The following is a 26,081-nucleotide window of genomic DNA, read 5'->3' as shown; positions in this document are numbered from 1 at the left end:
ATTTAATTTTGAATGATTGAATTTTGAATGATTGAATAATTTGCAATTCTCCTATTCTGTAATTCTACCATTTTATCATTCTATTCTAAAGGCCTAAATAGATCCAAACTGGCATGGCTGCAAACAACAATGGAATAAGGATAGAAAAACCTACACCAATGGCTTTAATAATTGGCGTATACTTTTTATGGTTCCAACCCATGGTTTGAAAAGTAGATGCAAAACCATGTAATAAATGGTAAGCCAATGAAATCATTGATAATACGTACAAGATTACCCATCCAACATTAGAGAATGTCTCTTTCATTACTGCATAAAGATCTTCATGGCCATTCGCATCATTAGATGGAATACCTGTGAAACGAGAAACTGTCCAAAATTGAGATAAGTGAACAACTAAAAAGATTAACAATAAAGTACCTAATAAACCCATAGAACGAGAATACCATTTACTGTTAGATTGCCCATCGTGGTATGCATATTTTACTGGTCTGGCTGCTTGATTTTGGAAAGTTAAGCGAGCTCCTTGTACAATGTGCAATAACAAACCTGCCATTAAAACAACCTCCATTGCTCTAATTAACCAGTTAGTAGCCATAAAATGTGCTCCAGTGTTAAACATTAAGCCACCATCTGGTATAAACACAAAACAGTTTAAAAAACAGTGTACTACTAAAAAAGAGATTAGAAAAAGGCCTGTAAGCCCCATTATTAATTTTTTTCCAATTGATGAGGAAAAAGCATTTGCAATACTACCCATTAGCTTTATTTTTTTTATTCAGTTGGTACAAAAGTATTTAAAATAAGATTTAGATAAGAAGTGCGACCAACAAAAACGAAAGAAATAATCTATTTAGAAACATTCTAAAAAAACACGATGTAATTAAAGTTAAGCCTAAATGTAAAAATACTAATTTCAGTATTTTTTTGCATAAAAAAAGGGGACCAATAATGATCCCCTTCTGGTAAAAAAACTGGCTTAATTACCGTTTATAATAGTAAACGAACCGTTTTCAGTTACACCTTCAATTTTAATATTTCCATCTGTAGAAGTAGGTAGTGCTTTTTCTACGTCGGCAGCGCTATTAACTGCTTTGCCATTAATTTTTGTAATTAAGGTTCCTTTAGCAATATCTACATTGTAAAAAAGTTTGTTAGGCAATACATTGGTTACCACAACACCATTTGCCACTCTAAATTTAGATTTAATAGCTGAGGTGGCTGGAGCAAAACTAGCGCCTAATTTATTTACATTAGCACCTGTAGATTTAGCAGGAGTAGAGGCTAATGCCACATTACTCTCTGGTTTTAAAGTAACGTTTAAATTTTTAGTAGCCCCTTCTTTGGTTAAAACTGTTAAGGCAACTTTATCTCCAGGACGCATACGACCTACTTTTTCTTGCAAATCTGGTGCATCATAGATTTCAACACCACCAATTTTTTTAATAATATCACCTTCTTTAATGCCTGCAGCCGCAGCTCCGCCATTTGGTATTACACTGTTTACATATAAACCGTTGATATCTTTTACATTTAATTTTTCAGCTACATCAGCATCTAAAGCCTGAAAACTTACACCAATGTAACCACGTTTAACTTCGCCAAATTCTTTAAAATCTTCTAAAATCTTTTTAGCTAAGTTAACTGGAATTGCGAAACCATAACCTTCATTCATTCCGCTTTGCGAAGCGATGGCTGCGTTTATACCAATTAATTCTCCATTTGCGTTTACTAAGGCGCCGCCACTGTTACCTCTGTTAATTGCTGCATCAGTTTGGATAAATGATTCGATTGAAGAACTTGCAGGGCGATCTGGCAATACACCTGTTCTTTGGTATTCTTCATACTCTTCTCTGGTAGGTTGTTGACTTTGGTTTCTATCTAAAATACCAATTTTACGAGATTTTGCACTTACAATACCTGCAGTAACTGTAGTTTGTAAATCTAAAGGGAAACCAACGGCCAAAACCCACTCGCCAATTTGAACATTATCTGAATTACCCATTTTAACGAAAGGCAAATCATTCATATCAACCTTAATTAAGGCTAAATCTGTATTGGCATCTTTACCAATTACTTTTGCAATTACTTTACGTTTATTCGATAAAACAACTTCAATTTTATCTGCATTATCTACCACATGGTTGTTGGTAACAATGTAACCATCTGGCGTTAAAATTACACCAGATCCAGATGCTGCTCTAGGTACGTTTTGTCTTCTACCACCGCCGCCTCTAAAAAACTGCTCAAACATATCTTCCATGCTATTTCCTCCAGATACTTCGTCTGATGATTTGCCGCCATAAGTTGTTTTAATATGCACTACAGCCGGAGAAACCGCCGCTGCAGCCTGAACAAAATCTACCGACCCAGCTGATGATATCTTTAATGGATTATTGGCAAACAACATATTCTGCTTCTCTTCCAAAGTATATCCATCACTATTACGCTCTAATAGTTTATAAGCGCCAATTGCAACCGCACCTCCTAAAAATGCAGCTAACACTATTAATCCTATTTTTTTCATGTTTTATTTGTTGTTTTTAAGTAAAAGTAGCTTTTTCTCAAATTTTATTTTTCTAATCTTTATTCAAATTTAATACCATATAAACGATATTTGTATACTAAATACATCTAATTGTGTGTTAAAAAATGTTAAATCTATCTTTGCAATTTATTTAAGTTTTTAAAAATTTAATTCGATTTGCCAAAATTATAAATATGATGATTATTAATTTCTCTAAATACCAAGGTGCTGGCAATGATTTTATTTTAATAGATCATCGTGATAGCGAACTGAAAAACCTTGATAATAGCATTGTAGCGCAGCTTTGCGACCGTAGATTTGGTATTGGAGCAGATGGTTTAATGCTGTTGAAGCAACATGATGATTTTGATTTTGAGATGGTTTACTACAATGCAGATGGCAATTTAGGCAGCATGTGTGGTAACGGGGGAAGATGTATTGTTGCTTTTGCCAAACATTTGGGAATTATTGACAGCGAAACTAATTTTTTGGCAGTTGATGGACCTCATTATGCCAAAATTACAGCAAAAGGAAATTGGGTAGAATTACAAATGATTGACGTTGATGCTATTAGCAAAGACGATGATGCGTTTGTATTGAATACAGGCTCACCACATTACGTTAAAGAAGTAAAAGATTTAGCAAAGCTAGATGTATTTAGTGCGGGCAAAGAAATTAGAAACAATGACACTTATAAAGCAGCAGGAATTAATGTAAATTTTGTAGAAGATAAAGGAGATCATTTATTTGTACGCACTTTTGAACGTGGTGTTGAAGATGAAACTTTTGCATGTGGCACCGGTGTAACAGCAGTGGCTATGGCACTGGCACAAAAAAAACAACCAGGTTATATCGAAACTCCTGTTGAGGTTTTGGGTGGTAAATTGCAAATCAACTTTGATTATGATGGCGATATATTTACCAATGTATTTTTATGTGGCCCAGCAGAGAAAGTTTTTGAGGGAGAAATTGTACTTTAAACCTGGGTCCGATAATTAAACATTGGTTTTGAAGGCTTAACCAGGTTTTGGGCTAGCTTGTTCGTCACCCTGAATATATTTTACTGCATAGCTTTCCGCTTCACTACAGGTCAGGGTCTTTCATATTAAATAGATGCTGAAATAAATCCGATAGCTATCGGATCAGCATGACTACCCTAAGAAAAATAGACGTATTATAGCGATTAATTCCTTGAGAAATTATCCAACTCAGGGTATAAAATTGTCATCCTCAGGTTGTCTAAGATTTCGTTTAGCAACGACAACACCTACCTTTTTTGCGCTTCGACTACGCTCAGCGTGACAGTCTATAAAACTAAAATTGGTTAGATTAAAAAAATGATTTATCACACAACCTCATCACGTTTTATTAAAGTGATTTTTTACATTAAAGATTGCTTCGCGATGCTCAGCAATGACGATTATCTGTTAATTCCCCTCAGCCAAATGAGCTGCTATACCAATTTTTATCTCACCAAAACCATAACTTTTACCTAATGCATCTCTAACCTCGTTTAGCTTTACAGATTTTAGTTTGGCAATTGTTTGCATAATTTCTTTTAAGCGATTAGCAGGTACGATGTCTGATGCTTTAATTTCTTGTTTGGCTACAAAAAATGCTAAATGCCCTTCTATAGTGCCAATGGTCATTTTTCGCTCTGCGGCAATTTGGGTTATATTTTTACCTTCTTTAAACAGGTTAAGCGTAATTTCTTTGGTATCTTCTTTGGGTACTTTAAGTGTTTTATCGTTTTTAGCTGCTCTAATTCTGCTATAGATATCTTCGCCTGGTGGCTTAAACTCCTCTTTATTAGCTAATGTATAAGCAGTTTTAATTTGCTCTTCTCGTTTAGCGCTCGTGTACAGTGCCATTACTTCTTCTTTAGTTAACTCACGCTGCTGGTTTGCAGCTTCGAGCATCGCTTTGGCTTTTTTAATCTTTTTAAACTGCTCAAAAAACATTACCTCCATATCTATTAGCTCTGCCAAAAATTCTTTGGTTTGTTTTTGAGTTTTAACCACTTCAATCAACTCAAAAATAGCATCGCTTATGGCTTGCAATTGTGGGTTAAAATAATTCTCTGCTGCTGTGGTTCTTTCTAACAATAGAGCTAAACTTTCAGCATGATCTGCTACAAATAAGCGTTCTATTTGCTTTAAAAATTTATCTGCATTTACTTTTAGTGCCATTAAATCTTGCTGCAGCTTTACTGCCCAAGGCAAATGCGTTTGTTTGGTAGATCTTTTTTCGTCTTTGGTGTAGCTAAAAACATGTTCATAAACGTAATTATCGAGCACTGTAAAATTAAAGCTTTGCAACAACGAATGTTTTAAAAAAGCATCACTCTCTTTTTTAATTTGTACCGACAAATCTTCTTGTAATTCTTTTGTACGAGCGAAAAAAGTAACATTTTGATCTTGCCTAATTCCCCTATTCGATATTAAGGAAGTTAAAATTAAACCGTTCATCGACCTTAAACGAGAAAGCGCAACGTAAATTTGTCCAGGTGCAAAAGCATCGCCAATATCAACAATTGCTTTATCAAATGTTAAACCCTGGCTTTTATGAACCGTAATTGCCCAAGCTAGCTTTAGCGGAAATTGAGTAAATGTTCCAATTACTTGTTCTTCTATTTCGTTAGTAGTTTTATTAGCAGTATACTTTATGTTTTTCCAAGTATAATTTTCTAAAGTGAGGGTATATTTTGCGCCATCGGGCAATACTTCAATGGCTTCATCACTCAATTTTTTTACTACTGCTATTTTGCCATTAAAAAAACGCTGCTCACCAGTAGGATCGTTTTTAATGAACATTACCTGTGCACCAACTTTAAGTTCTAAATTTTTTTCTGCTGGAAAAGCACTTTCTGCAAATTCTTTATCAATAACTGCTTTGTAGAAATAAGATTTTCCTTGCAATTCATCTAAACTTTTTTTATTAAGTGTATCTGCCTTATGGTTGTGAGTAGTTAATGTAATATAATTATCAGTTAAAATTGGCTTGTAATTTTCTTTATAAAATGTTTTTAGCAAAGCGATATCTTGCTCAGTAACCTGATTATTTCTTAAGTTATTTAACAGATGGATAAAGGTCTCGTCGGCTTGGCGGTAAATTTTTTCTAACTCGATATACACCGGCGGATTTTTCTCTAACGCAATCGCATCAAAGAAAAATGCACTTTTATAAATGGCACTTAGCAAATTCCATTCATCGTTTTTAACTACTGGCGGCAGCTGATGTAAATCGCCAATAAAAAGTAATTGTACACCCCCAAAATTTGTATTGCTTTTTCTAATGTAGCGCAAAACGGTATCTATTGCATCCAACAAATCAGCTCTAAGCATACTCACTTCATCAATAATCAGCAATTCTAAATCTAGCAAAATGCGTCTTTTGGTTGCATTCATGCTTAAATGTCTGATAATTGACTTTGGTGTATTGTAATGCTGATACTCTTTTACATCGCCTGTTGGCAAAACTTTTGGCAAAAAAGTACCAAACGGCAGTTGAAAAAGAGAATGAATGGTAACTCCAGCAGCATTTATAGCTGCTATGCCAGTTGGCGCCACAATTACAGCCTTTTTGTGAGTTAGCGAGATAAGGTTTCTTAAAAATGTAGTTTTGCCAGTACCTGCCTTGCCAGTTAAAAAAATATGCCGCGAAGTTAAATTGATAAACTTAGCAGCGAGTTGGGCAGGTTGAGAGGTTTCTTCAGTTTGTAACATTTTAGATTTAATCACAGGTGGTACAAGATACGTTTTTTAGCTAACTGATAAAATAAAAATACTAAGTTCTATAACTAAAAAATTAGGCGTAATCACTATAATCAATTATTTATCAGCCTATTAATTGAATATTTATTTTATCATTTAACTCTGCTTTAAAAAAATTCTTAATTGTTAAATAATGTTATTATATGTTAAATTTCATCAACTAAATTTTTAGTATTAAAGATTTAGTTATATATTGTGCTAACCAAACAAACAAAATTAAATGAAAACTATAAGCCTGGCCACTTTGCTATCCTTATGCTTTTTTAGCTCTCTTTTTGCGCAAAATCCCTATTCGGTTAAAGGGGTTGTTGCAGACACCGCTAACAACAGCAAGTTGCATTACGCAACCATTAGCATTTTAAACGCTAAAGATTCTACTTTGGTAAAATTTACAAGAGCAGCTCAAAATGGAAATTTTGAGCTTAACTCATTGCGTAAAGGAGATTTCATCCTTTTGCTTACTTACCCAGAATATGCAGATTTTGTATCGAAATTTACACTAGACTCTTCAAAAACTAGCTTTGATTTTAAGCAAATTAATATGAAATCAAAAGCACGATTGTTAAATGAAGTAATTATTAAAGGAAGAGCAGCGGCCATAAAAATTAACGGAGACACTACTGAATTTAATGCAGGTAGTTACACCATACAACCTAATGATAAGGTAGAAGATTTACTGAAAAAATTTCCAGGCTTAAAGGTAGACAACGATGGTAAAATTACTGCACAAGGCAAAACCGTATCGAAAGTTTTGGTTGATGGAGAAGAATTTTTTGGAGACGACCCCACTTTAGTTACCAAAAATTTGCGTGCTGATATGGTTGATAAGGTTCAACTCTTCGAAAAATCTAGCGATCAGGCTGCATTTACTGGTGTAGATGATGGACAAAAAACAACTACCCTAAACATAAAGCTTAAAGAAGATTCAAAAAATGGATACTTCGGAAAAGTAGATATTGGGTGCGCTACAGACGATTTTTACTCCGCACAACTGTTATTTAACAAATTTAGAGGTAAAGAAAAAATATCGGTTTACGGCACTACAAGTAATACAGGTAAAACAGGTTTAAGTTGGGAAGATAGCGATAAATATGGTGGCGGTACTGCAAATATTGAATTTATGGAGGGTGGCGGTGGCACACGCGATGAAATAGACTCATGGGGAGGAAGGTACAATGGAGAAGGTATTCCGCTAGCCTACAACGGTGGTGCTCACTATGAAACCAAGTGGAATAAAGACAAGGAATCTATCAATACAAATTATAAAATTGGCTCTTTAAAAGTTGATATCAATAAGAATATATTGAGCCAACAAAATATCCCTGATAACATTGTTAACCGCAACAACGATCAATTAACTGAGAATTATATTTTTAGACAAAAGTTAGATGCAACCTATCAAATTAAGTTAGATAGTACAAGTAATTTAAAAATAATGGCAGATGGTACTCTTAAAAACAACGAAACACAGAGCGAATTTTCTACCATTGGTACCAGAGGTGATAACAGTTTATTAAATACAGAGCTTAGGACGAACAACAATGAAGGCAACGAACAGATTTTTACCCTATCAGGATTGTACACCAAAAGATTAAAAAAACTGGGTAGAAATTATTCCATTAACATTATTGGAAACATCAATGAAAAAAATAGCGAAGGTTTTTTATACTCTCTAAACGAAGCATTTAATACAGATGGTTCAATAAGAGAAAGTATTTTAACCGATCAGTTTAAAACAAATACTATAAAAAGCTCGTTATTTGGCACAAACGCAACATTTACAGAACCTTTAAGTAAAAAACTTTCAGTAGTTTTTAACTATGGTTTTAGCTTAAACAATTCAACAGCGGACCGTAAATCTTTCAACACTTCATCGCCTAGTAATTATAACGTATTAGACAATGAGTTTAGTAATAACTTTAAAACAGATCAACTCTCAAATCAAGGTGGTGCAATTTTGAGTTTTAAAGGAACTAATACCGTGCTTAATGGTGGCTTAAAAGTAAACCACATTGGTTTTGATCAGTTTGATCAATACAATAACATAAGATATAAGAGAAGTTTTGTGAATTGGATGCCTCAAGCTAGATATCAATATAAGTTTACGCAGTATAAATCATTCTCCGTTTCTTATAATGGACGAACAACTCAACCTAATGTAACACAATTACAACCGGTTAAAGTAAATGATGATTTATTAAATATTCCTATCGGAAACCCTAACCTGAAACCATCTTATAACAACAACTTCAATATCAATTTTAATTCGTATAAAGTCATTTCAGATCAATCTATATATGCTTATGCAAGTGTTAATTTTATCAATAATCAAATTGTAAATAACACCAATTTCGATAATAATACAGGAAAATCTGAATTTCAGTTCATCAATCTCGATGGTAAAACACCTTATAATTACTACATGTTTATAGATTTTGGTAGAAAAATTAAAAAATTAGACATCAATATTGGATTTGAAATCAATACTGATGGTAATACTTCTTACAACTTCGTAAATGGTGTATTAAACAAAACTGAGAGTAGTAGTTATGGCTTTATGGCTGGATTGTATAAATACAAGGAAAAAAAGTTTAGTTTTAACCTTCGGTTTGGGCCAAGTTATAGAACGCAACAATCATCATTAAACCAGCAAATTAATAGTAATGGTTTAGCTACAAATGGCTATGGCTCTGTTAGAATTTTTCTTCCTGCTAAGTTTCAAATTAGTGCCGATGCTAATTACACTTACAATGCTGGTACCGCGTCCTTTGATGAAAGTTTTGAGCAAACCATTATTAACACCAGCATTATTAAAACCTTTTTTAAAGGAGACAATTTAAAGTTTACGCTTTCTGGTAATGATATTTTAAACCAAAATAGAGGTTTTAGTAGGTTTGCTGGAGGCAACACAATTACCCAAACAACTTTTAATAATATCAAACGCTATTTTATGTTTTCAGTTGCTTGGGATTTTAATAAAATGGGACCTTCAAAAAAATAATTCTACAAGAAATGGAGATGAAAATAAAACAAATTACAATTGCTTGCTTGTTGCTATTCACTCAATCAAGTTTTGCTCAAAATACCCGCTTCGCAACGCAGGGCGTAATAGAATTTGAAAAAAGGGTAAACATGTATGCATTGATTAAAGAGCAGGTTAAACGTAACCCAACACGCAGTTATTATGTGCAGGCTGAAGAAGATTATCAAAAGAAAAATCCACAATTTAAAATACTCAAAAGTTCTTTAACTTTTTCAAAAGAGCAAACCTTATTTAAACCAACTAGCGAAGAGTTAATTACGAATAACTTTTTTGATTTCGAAACTTCACATCAGAACAATATCATAGCTACTAATACCGCTGCAGCAACTAGTATCGCTCAAAAGAAAGTATTTGACGAAACTTATCTATTATCAGACAGTACTCGTAAAATTAACTGGAAAATAACAGACGAATTTAGAAACATTGCTGGCTACGATTGCAGAAGAGCAAATGCCTTAATTATGGACTCGATTTATGTAGTGGCATTTTATACAGATGAAATTCCCGTTTCTGGTGGACCAGAAGCTTTTACTGGATTACCTGGAATGATTTTAGGTGTTGCCTTACCTTATGAACATGTTACATGGTTTGCCACTGCAGTTACTGATACACCAGTTACAGATGAAAAACAGTTAAAGGCACCTACAAAAGGCAAACCTGTAAATAGCAAACAACTAAGCACCATGTTAAAAGCCGCTACAAAAGATTGGGGAGAATGGGGACAAGATGCACTGAAGGCTTTCTTACTTTAAAATATACAAGCTCTCTGATTAACTCGTGTCGCACAGCACGAGTTTTTTTATGCTTTTTAAACAGCCAACTGAAAATTGCAAAATGAAAACTGAACTAGTTTACCAACAACTTATAACCTTTGCCGTGTACATTTAAAATTTCAACCTTAGGGTCTTCCTTTAAGTATTTTCTAAGCTTGCTTAAAAAAACATCCATACTACGACCGTTAAAATAATTGTCATCATGCCAGATGCTTAACAAAGCTTCTTCTCTGGTTAAAACAGTATTTTTCTTTAAGCAAAGCAATTGTAACAGTTCAGCTTCTTTAGTAGAAAGCTTTTGTTGTTTACCTTCAAAATGAATTAATTGTGTTGTATAATCAAAATTATATTTACCAATTTGAAACTGAGTTTGAGCAGGTTCATTCTGAGTAGTATCGTTGCTGGTAACGCGTTTAAGCAAAGCATTTATACGCAACAACAACTCTTCAATTCTAAAAGGTTTGGTAATGTAATCATCGCCGCCCAAGTCATAGGCCGATGCCTTATCTTCCATCATTGCTTTTGCAGTTGCAAAAATAATGGGCACATTTTGGTTAATCTTTCTAATGTCTTTGCCTAAAGTAAAACCATCCTTTTTAGGCATCATTACATCTAAAATGCAAATATCGAAACTGTGCTTGCTAAAAGCTCTTAAACCTTCCTCACCATCGGTACACAAAACCACATCAAACTTACCTTTCAATTGCAGGTAATCTTGCAACAATAAACCCAAATTCGGATCGTCTTCAACTAATAAAATCTTCTTCATAAATTAATTATTGGTGTGTTTAATTGGCAAGCTAATCTCAAATGTAGTTCCTTTATCTTTTTCGCTATTTACCTTTATCGTACCATCCATTTCGGCAACAATATCGCGAACATAGTTTAAACCTAAGCCAAAACCTTTTACATCGTGTAAATTACCTGTAGGCACTCTATAAAACTGATCAAAAATTCGTTTGGTTTGTTCTTTAGTCATTCCAATTCCTTTATCAGCAACTTCAATAATTAGGTTTTTACCTCTATTGCTAGTTGCAATATCAATATGTGGCGAATCTAAACTGTATTTGTTGGCGTTATCAATTAAATTATAAATTACGTTAGATAGGTGCAATTCATCTGCCATAATCAAATCTTGAGTGGCATCTAAATTTAAAGTTACTGCTGCATTTCGCTTTTGCAGCTGTAATCCCATGCTATCAACCACAGCGGTAACTAAATCGTTCACATTTACAGCAGCAAATTCTAACTTAATTTCTTTACGTTCTAACCTGGCTACACTTAAAACTCTTTCAATGTGATTACCTAAGCGAACGTTTTCATCATAAATAATATTCGCCAAACGACTAATTCTGCTCTTATCTTCTACAACTTCTGGGTCTTTTAAAGCCTCGCTCGCAATCATAATAGTTGCTACAGGAGTTTTAAATTCATGGGTCATGTTATTGATAAAATCCGTTTTCATTTCTGAAAGTTTTTTCTGGCGGATGATGGCATATATGGTATAAGCAAAAATAGAAATCAGCACCAAAAGCAAACCTACAGACGATGCCAAGGTGACAAACATATTGCTAAAAATAGCTGCATTTTTATTCGGCAATCGCAAATAAATCATCCCAGGATCTTTAGCTGCCACATCATTGCTAAACAGCACATGGGAATAAGTATTTTCTGCAATTGGGTCAATGTTAGAATTAGAAACTCTTCTATAAATTACATTATTGGTATTTTTTACAGATGTTATTAAAAAATCATAGGCTAAAGTTATACCTCGACTTAACAATTCTGCTTTAATTAGTGTATCTAAGCTTTCTATATCAGGCACACGTTGAGCTAATGGCAAATCGCTGTTATTCATTTCCTTTGCTACATCACGTACTAAATTTATATTCTCATTGAGAACAACCACCGTATCTGCATATAAACGGCTTAGCTGCATCTCATATTTAAGTTTGGCTTTGGCGTCCTCAACTTTAAATTTCGAAATTAAATCGGGCTCAGTACTTGGCAAAGAAATAAATAAAGGCATGCCATCAACCATACTATACACCAAATATCTTATGGTATCTGGTAAATTATCCATTTGTAGCTGAGGAGTTTTTACTTTACGCGGATTAACCCTTCTGCCCAATAATTTACCCGTTAACGGATCTCTAACATCAACCACATCTAAAGTTGGCTTACTTGCATAATCAGTATTAGGATTATTGTAGAGTTTAAAGGTTTCTTCAGAAATTATTTGAGGCTGTAAATAATTGCTTCTAATGATGCTATCTTGCGAATTTAAGTAATTGATTATTTGCTGCTGCTGTCTATATTTCCTAAGATTTTCATTTTCTTTAAATTTAACCCTAAACGCAACAATAGTATCCATTTGACTACGGATACCATTTTCTTTTTGTGCTTTAAACTCATCATCTTTTTTGTTGATGTGTTTGGCAACATTCCGCTTCTGAACTTTATTTACCACAGCATTTAAAGCCTGGTTTACATTTTGTTCAAAAAGCTGAGATTTAAGTTTATAAGACTCCTTAATGTAATACAGCTGCATTACAAAAACACCCAATAAAGCGAGTGTCATTAAAGCGGTAATTAACCAGAGGCTTTTCTTTTTCATTATAAACTATTCAAAAATAAACCATTAATAAGCAATTAACTGTTGTTTTAACAATTTTTAACACAGTATAGTACAAATAGTTAAACACAAAAAAAGCCGTCCCGATATTTCGGGGCGGCTTTATTAAAATTTGTTGTCTTAAAAAAAGATCTTAGAAAGGAAGATCATCTTCCTCACCCGCTTGCTTATTTAAATCTACAGGAGCAGCATAAGCTGGTGAAGCAGGAGCAGCCGCAACATTAGTTAATTGGGTTAATCTCCAAACCACCAAACTGTTAAAATATGAAGTTACACCTTCTTTGTTTGTCCATGGTCTACCGCGTAAATTGAAAGAAACTTCAACCTCATCGCCAGGTTTTAACACATCAAACAACGCTGTTTTATCTTGTAAAGCCTCAAATCTGATATATTCAGGATAAGTAGGGTTTTCTGCGTATTCTATAATTAAATCACGTTTTTTAAACGTTTCGCTTACTTGTTGTAATGCACCTATTTCGTGTACCTTGCCTTTAATTTCCATTTCAATACTAATATTTGTTACTCATTCAAATCTCTAAAATATAATTCGTTTTTTCTGCATGTAAAAACAGCAAGTTTTCCACACAGCTAATAGTTAAGCAATTTTAATTTAACGAAACTTCTACCTTCATATTTTAAATTGATTTGAAAATGGAGGTTCAGTAAAAATGGCGGGCTCCAGTCCTGCTGTTTGCTACAATCATTTTTTTTATCAACCCTCGTAGGTTTTTGAAACCTACGAGGGTTAAAAAAATATTTCCGCGTCCATCAGGTTTAGATTTAACGGTGGGTACTACTTGGCAAAAAAGCACGAATTTAAGTTTTTAGCCCCGGGTGCAGCGGTACCCTGCAGCAAGTTGCGTAGCTACGCCGCGAAGCCTGCCTGCCGGCAGGCAGGCGTACAAGCGCAACACGGGAACAAACGCGGTTATTTATAGGAGTTTTGCGCTGCTAAAAAACAAATATTTAAGTGTAAATAATTGGTAACTTTGCCATTGATATGATGCAAGTTTTCGAAACCAAAAGCAAGGTAATTATTACCTGCAATAAAAGGCTGTCGCCTTATTTACAAGATGAAGTTACGGCTTTAGGCTATGAAATTGTTAGGGCTTTTCCAACAGGAGTTGAGTTAAATATAACCTTAACCGAGTGTATAAAATTAAACCTGAATTTGAGGTGTGCTAGTCAGATTTTATATTGCATTAACAGTTTTAAAGCCAACACACCCGATGAGTTGTACAACAACTTGGTTGCCATGGAATGGGAAGAATTGATAGATTTTGCAGGCTATTTTTCGGTTACCTCGAATGTAGATAACCCAACCATTACCACACCACTTTTTGCCAATTTAAAAGTAAAAGATGCCATTGTAGATCGATTTAGAGAAAAGAAAAACATTAGACCAAATTCTGGCTCTGATGCCAACAAAACCGTGGTGCATTTATATTGGAAAGATGACGAAGCCGATGTATTTCTAGATACTAGTGGCGAAACTTTGGCTAAACATGGTTACCGCAAAATACCAGGAAAGGCACCAATGTTGGAGGCTTTGGCTACCAGCACAATAATGGCTACACAATGGGATCAGAAATCGCCATTTGTAAACCCAATGTGTGGTTCGGGAACTTTAGCAATTGAAGCTGCTTTATTAGCAACCAATCGCCGACCAGGGTTATACCGCATGAATTATGGTTTTATGCATATTTTAGGTTATGATGAAGAGGTGTTTTTTGCAGAACGAAGAATATTGAAGGACCAAGTAATCAAAAACGTGGATTTACAAATCATTGCATCAGATATTAGTGAAGATGCGGTTGAAGTAACCCGCCGAAATGCTAAAACCGCTGGCGTTGATACTTTAATTACTTTTGAAGTTTGCGATTTTGAAGAAACCCCAGTACCAGAAGGCGGCAAAGGCGTGGTGGTTTTTAATCCAGAATATGGTGAGCGTTTAGGTGTTCACAGCAAATTAGAGCTTACCTACAAGCGTATTGGCGATTTTATGAAGAAAAACTGCAAGGGTTATTTCGGCTATATTTTTACTGGAAACCCAGATTTGGCTAAAAAAATAGGGCTAAAAGCAGACAAAAAAATTGAGTTTTATAATGGCAAGTTAGACTGTAGGCTTTTGGAGTACGAATTGTATGATGGTACAAGAAGAGCTGAAGAAGACCGACCAAAATCTAGAGATTAAATGAAAGATTTTGATGACATGAACCACATGCCAAGCTGGGATGCTTTTAAATTTTAAGAGGTGAGGAAGATGAAGGCGAAGAATGGAAGAACAATCCGAAAATAGAAAGGGCAAAAAATTTATACGAACAAGCAAGGCAAGTTTATAAATATACTGCGCTATTTTGTGAAACCTTAACAGGAGAAATGGCCGATATGAGCAAAGAGCTGATTATGCAAAATGCCATGATGCTCTGCCCTAAAATTGTTGGCGCTGAAGGTGGTGATATGTACATTTTAAGAATGGAAAACGCATCGACAATTAGAACGAATGCCAGAGAATTAGAAACACAAATTAAAGCCACCGCCCTATTTGAAAACTGTAGAGAAGTAGATGCAGCTATTGTTGTTAAAGAAATGGACCAATTTAAAGTGCTTTTTAAAATATGGTTTAGCCACTTCGAAAAAGACGATTTAGAGGATGAATGGGGACTATATTAAACCTATAGTTAAAAAATTTAACTGATTAATCTAACTAGTTAACAATGCGTTAAAACCTTTCGGTAATAAATTTCGTTTATAGAATCAGAAATCAACCTATGATTCAATGAAAGAAAAATTAAAATTGGAGATGAAGGAGGTAGCCTCCAATATCAGAAAAGTGAGGGAGTTTAGAAATTATACGCAAGATTATCTGGCTGCAAAATTAGAAATTTCCCAAAATGCCTATAGCAAAATAGAGCTTGGTTACAGCAAGATAACTTTAGATCGGTTGTTTCATATCGCACTAATTTTAGAAGTACAGGTAATGGAATTACTTTATTTTGATAAAAATAATTTCATAAGTAAGCTAGGCACAAGCGCCTAAAGTAATTAAGTTAAGCATTGGCGGAGGCACCAACTAAAGAGATTCTAACGTTGGCGTCCCCGCCAACGTATTTATAATCTTTAATTAATGAAATTGCACAAAAGCCCTAGCTTAATTTCAACAAAAGTCCTTTTTTAAATTATTTCGAGATAACTTGCAGCACTAAATTTATTTGCATGCAAAACATCATCGATCAAACCATCAACTTTGTTAAAATAACACTTGCCAATGCCGAAACAGGGCATGATTGGTTTCATATTGAGCGTGTTTATAAAACCGCACAAACCATTAATGCGGCAGAAAAAGGAGATGAATTAGTGGTTGCCTTAGCTGCACTTTTACATGATATTGCTGATAGTAAATTTAATAATGGCGATGAAGAAATCGGCCCAAAGAAAGCTGGTGATTTTTTAAAAAGTATTGGATTGGGTGACGATATCATCCATCATGTGCAAGAAATTATAAGAAATTTGTCTTATAAAGCAAGTTTAGGAACAATCACATTTAAATCTAAAGAACTTGATATTGTGCAAGATGCAGACCGATTAGATGCAATTGGCGCCATTGGCATTGCTAGAGCCTTTACTTATGGAGGTTATAAAAATAGAGTTTTGTACGACCCTGCAATTTCGGTTAATTTAAATATGAGCAAAGAAGAATACAAAAATACAACTGCTCCAACGCTAAACCATTTTTACGAAAAATTATTGTTGCTTAAAGATTTAATGAAAACCGAAGCGGGAAAAGCAATGGCTGCTCAACGCCATCAATTTATGCTCGATTATTTAGATCAGTTTTATGCAGAATGGGATGGGGAAAAATAGTTTCTATACTCTAAAAAGCTTTAAGTTTTAATTAAGAAAAACTAATATAATTAGTTTTATTTACTATTTTTGTTAGTAAATAAAAAGCTATGTCTGAGCATTTAAGAGAAAAATTAAATATCCTAGCCGATGCTGCAAAGTATGATGTTTCTTGCTCATCAAGCGGTAGCGATAGAAAAAATACAAATAAAGGCGTTGGAAATGGACACTCATCTGGTATTTGCCATACTTATACCGAAGATGGCCGTTGCGTTTCGCTCTTAAAAATTCTTTTGACTAACCATTGTATATTCGATTGTGCTTATTGCGTATCTCGAAAAAGTAACGATATAGAGCGAGCGGCCTTTACGGTGGATGAAGTGGTAGAATTAACCATGAACTTTTACCGCCGAAACTATATTGAAGGTTTATTTTTAAGCTCTGGCATTTTTAAAAATGCTGATTTTACAATGGAAAGGCTTTTAAGAGTGGTAAAAAAGCTACGATTAGAAGAAAATTATAACGGATATATTCATTTAAAAACCATACCGGGAGCTAGTGATGAGTTAATTAAAGAAGCTGGTTTGTATGCTGACAGAATGAGTATCAACTTAGAAATGCCAACTGAAAGTGGGTTAAAACTTTTAGCTCCAGAAAAAACACATGGAGAGGTGATCAGATCGTTAGATTTTGTTCAAAACCAAGTGGTGCAATTTAAAGATGAGAAAAAGCTGATTAAGAGTGTACCTAAATTTGTACCAGCGGGGCAAAGTACCCAAATGGTGATTGGCGCAACACCAGAAACTGATAAAGACATTATGTATACTGCAGATCGGTTTTATAAAAGTTTTGCGCTAAGAAGAGTTTATTATTCTGGTTACATACCGATAAGTAATGATACTCGAATGCCAGTTTTAGGTACACAACCGCCTTTATTACGTGAAAACAGATTGTACCAAACAGATTGGCTAATGCGTTTTTATGGCTTTAATGTCAGAGAATTATTAAACGATGCCAATCCACATTTGGATATAGACATAGATCCGAAATTAAGTTGGGCACTGCGAAACCTACAACACTTTCCAATTGATATTAATACGGCAGATTATCGAATGATTTTACGAGTACCAGGTATTGGCGTAGGCTCGGCTAATAAAATTGTACAAGCTCGCAAATTTGGAAAACTACATATTTATCAACTTAAAAACATTGGCATTTCTTATAATAGAGCCAAACATTTTATTAAATGTGCAGATACTCCATTTCAGTTAAAAGATTATCAGGCTACCCAAATTAAAGGTTTTATTTTAGCAGAAAGCAATAGCAAATATCTTAAAACAGATAACAACCAACTGATACTTTTTTAAATGATTTACGTTTTTGATGGAAGTTTAGAGGGCTTATTAACGGCTGTTTTCGAGTATTTTGAGCGAAAACCTAAAACAGTATTACTTCAAACAGAGAAAGTATTTCAGCCAGATGCTTTTACAGAAAGTTTAAAGATTGTAAACAACAGGGCAAAAGCAGACCGAGTTTGGAATGGCCTGCAAAAACGTTTAGATAAACAATGGCGCAGAAGATTTTATTGTGCCTACCTATCAGAACTACCAGAAATTTTTAATTCACTTTTTCAGTTTTCCAATTACATTTTCAATCATCCCGCAGGTGCGGAAAAAAATTTTGGAAACGAACATGTTTTAGCAATAGCACAAATTGCTACCAAAGTTGAAAGAGAAAAACATAGAATGGAAGCTTTTATCCGTTTTCAGCATACGGCTGATGGCATGTTTTATTGCGGCATTGATCCAGATTTTAATGTTTTACCTTTAATTGTAAAACATTTTAAAGATAGATATGCCGACCAACAATGGATTATTTATGATTTAAAGAGGCGTTATGGGTTATTTTATGATTTACTTTCGGTAACCGAAATTACGATAGAATTGAATGCAAAAAATTTAAAACAGCCAACTGTACAACAATTAAACGGCACCGAAGAAATGTATGCGAATTTATGGAAAGATTATTTTAAAAGCACAAATATAGAATCAAGAAAAAACACTAAATTACATGTACAACATGTACCAAAACGCTATTGGAAGTATTTAACTGAAAAACAGTTAAGTTAGCTTTTGGTAATTTAAATAGCTTAACAATTTCTTAACTTAGAAACTGTAAATTAGCTTCATGAAGCTTAGTGTACTCGTTTTAATTACCGCACTTGCCGTAGGACTTTCCATAGGCATAGTAAATTTCTATTTTCAACACAGTTGGTATTATCTTTTAGTATCGTTTGGTATTTCTTTTATTACCAGTTTTTTGGTGTTTTATTATCTTTTCGAAAAATACATTTATACTAAAATTAAGCTCATTTATAAACTAATCCACAATTTAAAACTTGGAAAAGATTTAAAAGAAGCTTTAGGAGAATACGTAAGTTCTGATCCAATAAATGATGTGGAACAAGAGGTTAAAGAATGGGCTGGAGCAAAGAAAAGAGAAATTGATTTGCTAAAAAAGCAGGAACAATTTAGAAGAGAATTTTTATCAAATGTATCTCATGAGTTTAAAACACCACTCTTTGCTATACAGGGTTATGTAGAAACTTTGCAAGATTGTATAGTTGACGACCCAGATATGGCGGTTAAGTTTTTAAAAAAAGCGGCCAACAATGTAGAAAGATTAAGTTATTTGATTAATGATTTGGATGCAATCTCGAAATTGGAAACTGGAGAAATGCCAATTAACTATACAAAATTTGATTTTGTTTTATTGGCAAAAGAAGTAATGGAAAATTTAGAAGATCGGGCCACTAGTCATAAAATAAAATTATCATTTAAGGATAAATATACAGCACCAACGTTCGTTTCTGCTGATAGAGAAAAAATTAGGCAAATAATGATTAACCTGATGCAGAACTCTATCAAATATGGCAATGAAAATGGCTCTACGGCAATAAAGATTTTCGAATTACATGATCAGTTTTTAATTGAAGTTACCGATGACGGTATTGGTATTGAAGAAAAGCATTTACCTCGATTATTTGAACGTTTTTATAGAATTGATTCGCACAGAAGCAGACAAGAAGGAGGAACAGGTTTAGGATTAGCGATTGTAAAACATATTTTAGAAGCACATGAGCAAACCATTTCTGTACGGAGCACGCCAAATATTGGCACAACATTCGCATTTACATTGCAAAAAAGTAGCTAAATTAATATAGGTAGTTTTTAAAATTTTTGATAAAATGTAGGCTTGAATTAAGTTAAAGAAACTCAGGTTTTTTTAAAGCGCTTGTTTGATGAAGCCAAAAACTACTAGCTTTAAAATATAAACCCGACAGTATGAAAATACTTTTTATTTTGCCAAAATGATCTTACGATAATTGCTTGCAATACTCTCCTGTTTATTGACAAACTTTAATTAACCACCAAAAAGATTGGAATTAATGGCGGGACTGCTATTGCTACGAGATAGTGACTTTGTTTTTCTACAAAAAACTAATCTATATTAACTACTGCTATTATATTTATAACTTAACATTAACTTAACATTGAGGTTGTAGCTTTGCAACATATTTAAATTAAGATGAATAGTATATTTACCTTCTTTACACCTAAAGACAAAAAATTTCAACCTTTATTTGAACAGGCTGGGAGCAATGTTTTAAAAATTGCCGAGGCTTTGTTGGTTGTTGTTACCACTACAGATTTAGAACGCAGAAAAGAAGCGATTAAAGAAGTTGAACGCCTTGAACATGTTGGTGATGACATTACCCACACCATTTTTATTGAGTTAAGCAAGAATTTTATTACTCCTTTTGATAGAGAAGACATACATACTTTAGCTTCTGCTATTGATGATATTGCAGATTATATTCATGCATCGGCGGGTAATATTGAGCTTTACCAAGTAACTAATATTGGCGATGCAATGGTGAAATTAGCAGAACTTCTAGTAGAAATGTGTAGCGATTTAGAGAAGGCAATTAAAGAATTGAGAAGCTTTAAAAACATCCGTGTAATTGCTGATGCCTGTGTGAGAATTAATAGTGCAGAAAACCAAGCAGATTACGTTTGTAATTTAGCTATTGCCCGTTTATTTGAATTTGAAACAAACGCTATAGAATTAATTAAACAAAAAGAAGTTTTACAAACGCTTGAAATTGCAACCGACAAATGTGAGGATGCAGCGAATGTTTTGGAATCTATTTTGGTTAAAAACGCTTAAGCTTAACACATGACTTTACTTCTTGTTATTATTGGTTTAGCTTTAGTATTTGATTACATAAATGGTTTTCATGATGCGGCTAATGCAATTGCTACCATTGTTGCAACTAAGGTTTTAACCCCTTTTCAGGCTGTGGTTTGGGCAGCATTTTTTAACTTTTTAGCTTATTGGGTTTTTGGTTTTGGTGTTGCAGATACAGTTGCAAAAACTGCCAATACCATGGAAATAAACTTAACTGTAATTTTAGCAGGTATTATCGCGGCAATTGCCTGGAATTTATTAACGTGGTGGTTTGGTATTCCATCAAGCTCATCGCATACTTTAATTGGTGGTTTTGCTGGCGCTGCAATTGCACATGCTGGTTTTAATGTGGTTAACTGGTACAAAGAGGGTAAAGCTGGAGATATGCCAACAGGTGTTTTGGTTATTGTTGGTTTTATTGTTTTAGCGCCTGTAATTGGGGCTATTGTATCATACGGAATATCTATTTGGCTATTACACTCGGCAAAAAAGAGCATTTGGCCAAAGGTTTTTTCTTCTTTATTAATAATTGGTACGGTATGGTTTATTACCGAACAAATGTTGTTTTATAATGAAATAAAAAATCCTCGTTTCGACTCGCAGTTTTGGAGTGTGATGCTAGAATCGCACAACATTAAATGGCTTTTAGTTGGATTTATTGTTTTATCTATTAGTTTTTTCTGTTTAATTTTTAGCAGTTTAAATTTATCTCAGTCAACACAATGGCTTAGAAAAATGCAACTATTATCTTCTGCATCATTTAGCTTAGGGCATGGTGGTAATGATTCACAAAAAGTAATGGGAATTATTGCCGCAGCAGTTGTGGTTTACATACATACAAGTGGTGTTAACATGGAATCGTTACCAAGTTGGTTACATGTGGTTTTACCATCTAAAGGGCCAAATGGCGAAGAATTTGCAGGTCAAATGCCTGGCTGGATCCCATTAGCTTGTTATAGCGCTATTGCTGCTGGTACATTAAGTGGTGGTTGGAAAATTGTAAAAACCATGGGCTCAAAAATCACCAAAGTTACACCTTTTGAGGGTGTAACTGCGGAAACTGCTGGTGCTTTAACTTTATATTTTACTGAGCATTTAAAAATTCCGGTTAGTACAACACACACCATTACAGGATCAATTATTGGTTCTGGTTTAACTAAAGGTGTTTCTGCTGTAAAATGGGGAGTAACAGTTAAATTAATTTGGGCTTGGGTGTTAACTATTCCTGTATCGGCTTTGTTAGCTGCTATAGTGTATTGGATACTTAATCCGTTGTTGGGATAAGGATATTTTTGAAAAGATAATTGAACCCTCCAAAGCGAAAGTTTTGGAGGGTTTTTAGTTTGTTATACTTTCGTCATTGCCAACTCGATTGGCCATCCTAAGCCGATACAAAATCTAATAATGCGGTGAGAAGAAAACTTTGAATTACTAAACTCACATAACTAATCTTTTAAAACCCACGCGGAAAAAAAATTTGCAGTTCTGTTATGTTTTGATTAATATTATTTAATCTAACCAACAAACTCAACTATGAAGAAACATTTTACCCCCCCCCCTCAAAAAATTTAACCTTTGCTTAATTTTAAGCATTGCTATGGCTTTACTGCTCATTAATTCTTGCAGAAAAGACAGACAAAATTTACCGCTTACAAAAACAGAATTAATTACCGAAGCCCGTAGCTTTTTTGAAAATGAAACTGTAAACCTGCCAAAATTAAATGACAACAATGTGAGGCACTCGCTTAATAAAATACCGTTGTGGGATAAAGCGACTATCAAAAAAATATCTATTGGAGAGGCTGTAATTGTGCCTATTAAGTATGACTATGAAATGTTGCTGAAACCAGAAAATGACAAGACATTTAATAGTTTAGAGAAAAGTAGTTATTTGATGATTTATAAAAATAAACTACAAGAACTACAAGTAGAATGGGTAACAGTTATACCTGACGAAAAAACGAGGGGCAATAAATTTGTTGGCACTATTGCCATTGAAGATTGGAACGGGAAATTTAAACAGGGTTTTGCTTTTGGTGCTGATGGAGATATGCTACCTATCTATTCAAATAACGCAATTACTTACAGAAAAATAGCTTTTGCCAGAAGCCTATATTGCATTACAATAAACCATTATGGATATGTGATGGATTATCCGCAAATTATTGGCTCCGAAACCTATTGTTTTGGCAATAGCGATGGCAATACTAATAATGATATAACACTGAAAAACGGTGGGGGTGGAGGTGGCACTAGCCCTACAGATTATTCTTATACCATTGATTGTAATAAGGTAGTTAATGGCACAGCTACATGGAACGAGGATTGCCAAACTTGTATTGGTGGTACTACCGGATTGACGGATTGTCCTCCTAAAAGAAGTGTTACTGACAGTACTACCACCCCTTGTATAAAAGAAGGTGTTACAATTGGTAAGCAAGCAAATACAACAATAGGAGCAATGCTTAATAAAACATTTGGCACTTCTAATGAATATGGTGGTTTAGATCTTCAATTTATTGAAGGAAATACTGGAACAGATGATGGTTGGTGTAGAAAGGATGGCAATGTTTCTTGGGTAATAACCATCAATCAAAACCTGCCAAATGTTTCTTCAAAGGAGTATATTTTATCAACAATCTACCATGAAATATTACATGCTTATTTAGAAGCAACCTATCCAAAAAACTCTACAGGAATGTTTCTAATACCACATGATGAACACCAAGATATGGCTGAAAAATACATTATTTTAATGACGGGTGCGTTAAAATTAAATTACCCAAATCTGTCCGACCCAGAAGCATGGGGTTTAGCCTGGGGTGGTCTTCAAGATACACCATTTTATAATGACGACACTAAAATAACTGATGATCAGCGTGAAGAAATTGTAGAAATCAATCGCAAACATAAAAACAAAAACAATCTATTGGATCGTTCAGGCACTTATTGTAATTAATTATGAAATATTTAATCATCCTATTGCTATTATTTTCAACTCAAAGTAAGGCGCAAAAAGTTACCGATAACATTTTATTGGATTTATCATTAGCGAATAGCAAACTTAATAAGAACGAATACTTTAGGGTTTTTGCTGTCAAATCAATGATTAATGCTATTAACTTTGATAAACTTATTGAAGCTCCCAAGGGCTATGCTCAATTAGTGTTAATTAGTATAAGCATCAATAACGATGGTGCTATAGATACAGCTATAGTTACAACAAAGCTAAATCAGTATTTTGAACTCAAAAAAGAACCTACACAAGAATTAAAAACTTTTAAACCTATCACGGAGTATGCCAATAGTATTGTGATACTACCTATTTTGTATATAAGAATGGGCGAGAAGAATATTAATTTAGATAATGGCTTTCTGGAAGGGTTTGCTGAATTATTTCCTACTAACCTCCTCAATAAAAAGAAAAATATCATACTACTAAAGCCAGAAATTAATCCATTTTCACAAATAAAGTAGTTCTTGTCAAATTATAACTTTCAACACTAATATCAGCAGAAATAATTAATGAGCGTGTCCCCTAATTTTTGGAGATATGCTCATTTCAAATCCCTTTCCCCTTCATAAACTCCTTTTCCTTATCGTTAATATATTTATCATCAATCGCGTAAGACTGAATATTGGTAATATTCATTTCATCAACTATAGCTACAAAGTTTTTATATTTAGAAGTACCCGTAGGTTTGATGACAACCAACATTTGTTTGGATATTGGAGTTGAATGTGTTTTTTCTACCATCAGCTTGTTAGCTAAAATTGCCGTCTTAATCGTTTTCAAATCCACTATTTTCATTACTGCTTTTTCAGTTTCGCCCATGTAATAAACTGCTTGGCTATTTTTGCCTAAAAGGATGGTCATGGTTCTTGAGGCGGGATAATCTGCAAAAATTGGTGGCTCAGCAGCTACAGGCTTTGCAATATCCAGGCTTTCATCTTCGAGAGAGAAGTAGTCAACATAAAAAAAGTGATGAGTAAAAATGCTAGATCAACCATTGCGGTTAAATCTACTTTTGGAAGTGGTCTCTGGGTTCTTCCCTTAACGGCCTTGCCGCTCGGAGAAATGTTTAATTCTGCCATCTTGTTTAGGTTTTTAAACATGATGCACTTTCAATTCAAATTACATAAAAAAGGGATTGACCAGCTGTAGCTGACAATCCCCTTGGTTTTCGGTTGTAAAAATCTATTTAGAAGCCTCAATAACGCCGCAGCCAACTCTTGGCCCAGAATTACCTGTTGGTTGTGTAGTATAATCATCTGTACCGCCATGCACAATAATTCCTCTACCAATAATGCTATTCACATCGCCTTCAGTTATATTCCATCTATCGGTAGTTACGCTTAAAGTTGCTTTTCCTTTATTATCTAATTGAATATTCCCAATATCTCCAGAATGATAACTTGCTCCACCCCATTTACCATGTGGTTCATTAGTTGGGTTCCAATGTCCATGCGCATTCTCGCCCATATTTCCGCAATCTCCATGCTCGTGAAAATGAACTGCTACAGTGCTATCAGCTTTTGCCGCATATTCAATTTCTAAATCCATTTTCATTTTGCCATCTGCTAAGTTGTAAAATTTAACAGAACCAATTGAAGCATTGTTTTCAGTTGCGTTTAATGAAGCCTTAGCAACTTCTTTATCAGTAGTTGAACTTGTACAAGAAGCAAATGCAAACGCTAATCCTAATCCGGTAAACATTAAGTATTTTTTCATATCATTAAATTTTTAGTTCAATAAAACAACAACATTATAAACCATTAGTTTTTAATTGTTTCAGCAATATTAAAACGAAATTAAAAACCAATTTAATTAGCAGTTGTTTTTAATACATAAACCTTTAATATTATGGAACAGCCAGTAGAAATGAATACTTTAAGTCAGATTTTAGAAAAATTAAGACTGAAAGGAAAAGATAACGAAATTAAAATGACTGATCATGGAAAAATGCAGTCGGCTACTTTAAACAAAATTTACAAACCAGAAGATTTAACTATTGTAAAAACCTACCGTTTCGAAGGGATGTCTGACCCAGCAGATAGTTCAGTGGTATATATAACAATTGATAAGGACGGAGATACGGGCTATATGATGGATGCCTACGGTATTTATTCAGACAATTTAGGATCATCATTTGATGATTTTTTAAAGAAAATTCCCGTAGCTGAAAGAAGCGAACAAGAACTTTTTTAACTTAAAATGGCGCTTTAACATGGCGCC

At 34.1% G+C, this 26,081-nt stretch carries 24 protein-coding genes; 15 read left to right on the top strand and 9 right to left on the bottom strand.

All coding sequences use genetic code 11. The annotated features are described in order from the left end of the window. Nucleotides 1-85: 85 nt before the first annotated feature. Complete coding sequence (locus FA045_RS01790) at nucleotides 86-760, bottom strand: succinate dehydrogenase cytochrome b subunit (protein ID WP_136873825.1); 675 nt, start codon at nucleotides 758-760, stop codon at nucleotides 86-88. 219 nt (nucleotides 761-979) lie between these two features. Then, nucleotides 980-2,527, bottom strand: coding sequence for a trypsin-like peptidase domain-containing protein (locus FA045_RS01785; RefSeq protein WP_136873823.1), 1,548 nt, complete (start codon nucleotides 2,525-2,527; stop codon nucleotides 980-982). Between the two features lie 197 nt (nucleotides 2,528-2,724). Here FA045_RS01785 and dapF point away from each other — a divergent pair, with 197 nt between their 5' ends. Continuing rightward, the gene (dapF, locus tag FA045_RS01780) at nucleotides 2,725-3,507 is read left to right on the top strand and encodes a diaminopimelate epimerase (protein WP_136874394.1); all 783 of its coding nucleotides are present in this window, start codon (nucleotides 2,725-2,727) and stop codon (nucleotides 3,505-3,507) included. A gap of 447 nt (nucleotides 3,508-3,954) precedes the next feature. Here dapF and FA045_RS01775 read toward each other — a convergent pair whose 3' ends face one another. After that, a complete protein-coding gene (locus tag FA045_RS01775) occupies nucleotides 3,955-6,252 on the bottom strand; it encodes a helix-turn-helix domain-containing protein (RefSeq protein ID WP_136873821.1) in 2,298 nt (765 codons plus the stop codon). Nucleotides 6,253-6,520: 268 nt separating this feature from the next. On the opposite strand from FA045_RS01775, the gene FA045_RS01770 reads away from it, so the two are divergent. Continuing rightward, on the top strand, nucleotides 6,521-9,301 hold the full coding sequence (locus tag FA045_RS01770; protein WP_136873819.1) for an outer membrane beta-barrel protein: 2,781 nt from the start codon (nucleotides 6,521-6,523) through the stop codon (nucleotides 9,299-9,301). Nucleotides 9,302-9,318: 17 nt separating this feature from the next. Continuing rightward, the gene (locus FA045_RS01765; RefSeq protein ID WP_225871238.1) at nucleotides 9,319-10,095 is read left to right on the top strand and encodes a GLPGLI family protein; all 777 of its coding nucleotides are present in this window, start codon (nucleotides 9,319-9,321) and stop codon (nucleotides 10,093-10,095) included. Nucleotides 10,096-10,189: 94 nt separating this feature from the next. On the opposite strand, the gene FA045_RS01760 is transcribed toward FA045_RS01765, so the two are convergent. The 3 genes from FA045_RS01760 to FA045_RS01750 form a co-directional block, all read right to left on the bottom strand. After that, entirely contained in the window at nucleotides 10,190-10,885 is a 696-nt protein-coding gene (locus FA045_RS01760) for a response regulator transcription factor (protein WP_136873816.1), read from the bottom strand. A 3-nt stretch (nucleotides 10,886-10,888) separates the two neighbouring features. After that, nucleotides 10,889-12,733, bottom strand: a complete 1,845-nt coding sequence (locus FA045_RS01755; protein ID WP_136873814.1) for a sensor histidine kinase — start codon at nucleotides 12,731-12,733, stop codon at nucleotides 10,889-10,891. A 151-nt stretch (nucleotides 12,734-12,884) separates the two neighbouring features. Beyond that, a complete protein-coding gene (locus tag FA045_RS01750) occupies nucleotides 12,885-13,253 on the bottom strand; it encodes a DUF3127 domain-containing protein (protein ID WP_136873812.1) in 369 nt (122 codons plus the stop codon). A 501-nt stretch (nucleotides 13,254-13,754) separates the two neighbouring features. Between FA045_RS01750 and FA045_RS01745 the strand changes: the two genes are divergently transcribed. The 11 genes from FA045_RS01745 to FA045_RS01695 all read left to right on the top strand — a co-directional run bounded on the left by FA045_RS01745 (nucleotide 13,755) and on the right by FA045_RS01695 (nucleotide 24,322). Next, the gene (locus tag FA045_RS01745; RefSeq protein ID WP_136874392.1) at nucleotides 13,755-14,945 is read left to right on the top strand and encodes a THUMP domain-containing class I SAM-dependent RNA methyltransferase; all 1,191 of its coding nucleotides are present in this window, start codon (nucleotides 13,755-13,757) and stop codon (nucleotides 14,943-14,945) included. A 185-nt stretch (nucleotides 14,946-15,130) separates the two neighbouring features. Continuing rightward, the gene (locus FA045_RS01740; RefSeq protein WP_136873810.1) at nucleotides 15,131-15,424 is read left to right on the top strand and encodes a hypothetical protein; all 294 of its coding nucleotides are present in this window, start codon (nucleotides 15,131-15,133) and stop codon (nucleotides 15,422-15,424) included. 106 nt (nucleotides 15,425-15,530) lie between these two features. Then, nucleotides 15,531-15,791: a helix-turn-helix domain-containing protein gene (locus tag FA045_RS01735; protein ID WP_136873808.1), complete on the top strand. Its 261-nt coding sequence runs from the start codon at nucleotides 15,531-15,533 to the stop codon at nucleotides 15,789-15,791. Between the two features lie 176 nt (nucleotides 15,792-15,967). Continuing rightward, nucleotides 15,968-16,615: an HD domain-containing protein gene (locus FA045_RS01730; protein ID WP_136873806.1), complete on the top strand. Its 648-nt coding sequence runs from the start codon at nucleotides 15,968-15,970 to the stop codon at nucleotides 16,613-16,615. Nucleotides 16,616-16,704: 89 nt separating this feature from the next. Continuing rightward, complete coding sequence (locus FA045_RS01725) at nucleotides 16,705-17,961, top strand: putative DNA modification/repair radical SAM protein (protein ID WP_136873804.1); 1,257 nt, start codon at nucleotides 16,705-16,707, stop codon at nucleotides 17,959-17,961. Then, a complete protein-coding gene (locus FA045_RS01720) occupies nucleotides 17,962-18,723 on the top strand; it encodes a TIGR03915 family putative DNA repair protein (RefSeq protein ID WP_136873802.1) in 762 nt (253 codons plus the stop codon). It begins immediately after the preceding gene. 58 nt (nucleotides 18,724-18,781) lie between these two features. Continuing rightward, nucleotides 18,782-19,807, top strand: a complete 1,026-nt coding sequence (locus FA045_RS01715; protein ID WP_136873800.1) for a sensor histidine kinase — start codon at nucleotides 18,782-18,784, stop codon at nucleotides 19,805-19,807. A 375-nt stretch (nucleotides 19,808-20,182) separates the two neighbouring features. Further along, nucleotides 20,183-20,824 (top strand): DUF47 domain-containing protein, encoded by a 642-nt coding sequence (locus tag FA045_RS01710; protein WP_205943078.1) that lies wholly within the window; start codon nucleotides 20,183-20,185, stop codon nucleotides 20,822-20,824. Nucleotides 20,825-20,833: 9 nt separating this feature from the next. Next, nucleotides 20,834-22,129, top strand: a complete 1,296-nt coding sequence (locus FA045_RS01705) for an inorganic phosphate transporter (RefSeq protein ID WP_136873796.1) — start codon at nucleotides 20,834-20,836, stop codon at nucleotides 22,127-22,129. A gap of 313 nt (nucleotides 22,130-22,442) precedes the next feature. After that, nucleotides 22,443-23,804, top strand: a complete 1,362-nt coding sequence (locus tag FA045_RS01700; protein ID WP_136873794.1) for a hypothetical protein — start codon at nucleotides 22,443-22,445, stop codon at nucleotides 23,802-23,804. 2 nt (nucleotides 23,805-23,806) lie between these two features. Further along, nucleotides 23,807-24,322: a hypothetical protein gene (locus tag FA045_RS01695; RefSeq protein ID WP_136873792.1), complete on the top strand. Its 516-nt coding sequence runs from the start codon at nucleotides 23,807-23,809 to the stop codon at nucleotides 24,320-24,322. 85 nt (nucleotides 24,323-24,407) lie between these two features. Here the strand turns inward: FA045_RS01695 and FA045_RS19010 are convergent, their stop codons facing one another. From FA045_RS19010 to FA045_RS01685, 3 genes are all read right to left on the bottom strand, one after another. Next, nucleotides 24,408-24,722 (bottom strand): hypothetical protein, encoded by a 315-nt coding sequence (locus tag FA045_RS19010; protein ID WP_225871237.1) that lies wholly within the window; start codon nucleotides 24,720-24,722, stop codon nucleotides 24,408-24,410. A gap of 44 nt (nucleotides 24,723-24,766) precedes the next feature. After that, a complete protein-coding gene (locus tag FA045_RS19005; RefSeq protein ID WP_225871236.1) occupies nucleotides 24,767-24,940 on the bottom strand; it encodes an ExbD/TolR family protein in 174 nt (57 codons plus the stop codon). A 103-nt stretch (nucleotides 24,941-25,043) separates the two neighbouring features. Beyond that, nucleotides 25,044-25,577, bottom strand: a complete 534-nt coding sequence (locus tag FA045_RS01685) for a superoxide dismutase family protein (RefSeq protein ID WP_136873790.1) — start codon at nucleotides 25,575-25,577, stop codon at nucleotides 25,044-25,046. A 132-nt stretch (nucleotides 25,578-25,709) separates the two neighbouring features. Between FA045_RS01685 and FA045_RS01680 the strand changes: the two genes are divergently transcribed. Further along, on the top strand, nucleotides 25,710-26,054 hold the full coding sequence (locus FA045_RS01680) for a hypothetical protein (RefSeq protein WP_136873788.1): 345 nt from the start codon (nucleotides 25,710-25,712) through the stop codon (nucleotides 26,052-26,054). Nucleotides 26,055-26,081 lie beyond the last annotated feature (27 nt).

The sequence above is a fragment of the Pedobacter cryotolerans genome (assembly GCF_005116475.1).
Lineage (GTDB): Bacteria > Bacteroidota > Bacteroidia > Sphingobacteriales > Sphingobacteriaceae > Pedobacter > Pedobacter cryotolerans.
The sequence above is the reverse complement of the archived record's forward strand: the minus strand, read 5'-3'. Positions and strand labels throughout refer to the sequence as shown.

Bases quoted from the DNA above. Each gene is read 5' to 3' on its own strand.
- FA045_RS01790 (WP_136873825.1), bottom strand. From the start codon at position 760: ATGGGTAGTATTGCAAATGCTTTTTCCTCATCAATTGGAAAAAAATTA.
- FA045_RS01785 (WP_136873823.1), bottom strand. From the start codon at position 2,527: ATGAAAAAAATAGGATTAATAGTGTTAGCTGCATTTTTAGGAGGTGCG.
- dapF (WP_136874394.1), top strand. From the start codon at position 2,725: ATGATTATTAATTTCTCTAAATACCAAGGTGCTGGCAATGATTTTATT.
- FA045_RS01775 (WP_136873821.1), bottom strand. From the start codon at position 6,252: ATGTTACAAACTGAAGAAACCTCTCAACCTGCCCAACTCGCTGCTAAG.
- FA045_RS01770 (WP_136873819.1), top strand. From the start codon at position 6,521: ATGAAAACTATAAGCCTGGCCACTTTGCTATCCTTATGCTTTTTTAGC.
- FA045_RS01765 (WP_225871238.1), top strand. From the start codon at position 9,319: ATGAAAATAAAACAAATTACAATTGCTTGCTTGTTGCTATTCACTCAA.
- FA045_RS01760 (WP_136873816.1), bottom strand. From the start codon at position 10,885: ATGAAGAAGATTTTATTAGTTGAAGACGATCCGAATTTGGGTTTATTG.
- FA045_RS01755 (WP_136873814.1), bottom strand. From the start codon at position 12,733: ATGAAAAAGAAAAGCCTCTGGTTAATTACCGCTTTAATGACACTCGCT.
- FA045_RS01750 (WP_136873812.1), bottom strand. From the start codon at position 13,253: ATGGAAATTAAAGGCAAGGTACACGAAATAGGTGCATTACAACAAGTA.
- FA045_RS01745 (WP_136874392.1), top strand. From the start codon at position 13,755: ATGCAAGTTTTCGAAACCAAAAGCAAGGTAATTATTACCTGCAATAAA.
- FA045_RS01740 (WP_136873810.1), top strand. From the start codon at position 15,131: ATGGCCGATATGAGCAAAGAGCTGATTATGCAAAATGCCATGATGCTC.
- FA045_RS01735 (WP_136873808.1), top strand. From the start codon at position 15,531: ATGAAAGAAAAATTAAAATTGGAGATGAAGGAGGTAGCCTCCAATATC.
- FA045_RS01730 (WP_136873806.1), top strand. From the start codon at position 15,968: ATGCAAAACATCATCGATCAAACCATCAACTTTGTTAAAATAACACTT.
- FA045_RS01725 (WP_136873804.1), top strand. From the start codon at position 16,705: ATGTCTGAGCATTTAAGAGAAAAATTAAATATCCTAGCCGATGCTGCA.
- FA045_RS01720 (WP_136873802.1), top strand. From the start codon at position 17,962: ATGATTTACGTTTTTGATGGAAGTTTAGAGGGCTTATTAACGGCTGTT.
- FA045_RS01715 (WP_136873800.1), top strand. From the start codon at position 18,782: ATGAAGCTTAGTGTACTCGTTTTAATTACCGCACTTGCCGTAGGACTT.
- FA045_RS01710 (WP_205943078.1), top strand. From the start codon at position 20,183: ATGAATAGTATATTTACCTTCTTTACACCTAAAGACAAAAAATTTCAA.
- FA045_RS01705 (WP_136873796.1), top strand. From the start codon at position 20,834: ATGACTTTACTTCTTGTTATTATTGGTTTAGCTTTAGTATTTGATTAC.
- FA045_RS01700 (WP_136873794.1), top strand. From the start codon at position 22,443: ATGGCTTTACTGCTCATTAATTCTTGCAGAAAAGACAGACAAAATTTA.
- FA045_RS01695 (WP_136873792.1), top strand. From the start codon at position 23,807: ATGAAATATTTAATCATCCTATTGCTATTATTTTCAACTCAAAGTAAG.
- FA045_RS19010 (WP_225871237.1), bottom strand. From the start codon at position 24,722: ATGACCATCCTTTTAGGCAAAAATAGCCAAGCAGTTTATTACATGGGC.
- FA045_RS19005 (WP_225871236.1), bottom strand. From the start codon at position 24,940: ATGGCAGAATTAAACATTTCTCCGAGCGGCAAGGCCGTTAAGGGAAGA.
- FA045_RS01685 (WP_136873790.1), bottom strand. From the start codon at position 25,577: ATGAAAAAATACTTAATGTTTACCGGATTAGGATTAGCGTTTGCATTT.
- FA045_RS01680 (WP_136873788.1), top strand. From the start codon at position 25,710: ATGGAACAGCCAGTAGAAATGAATACTTTAAGTCAGATTTTAGAAAAA.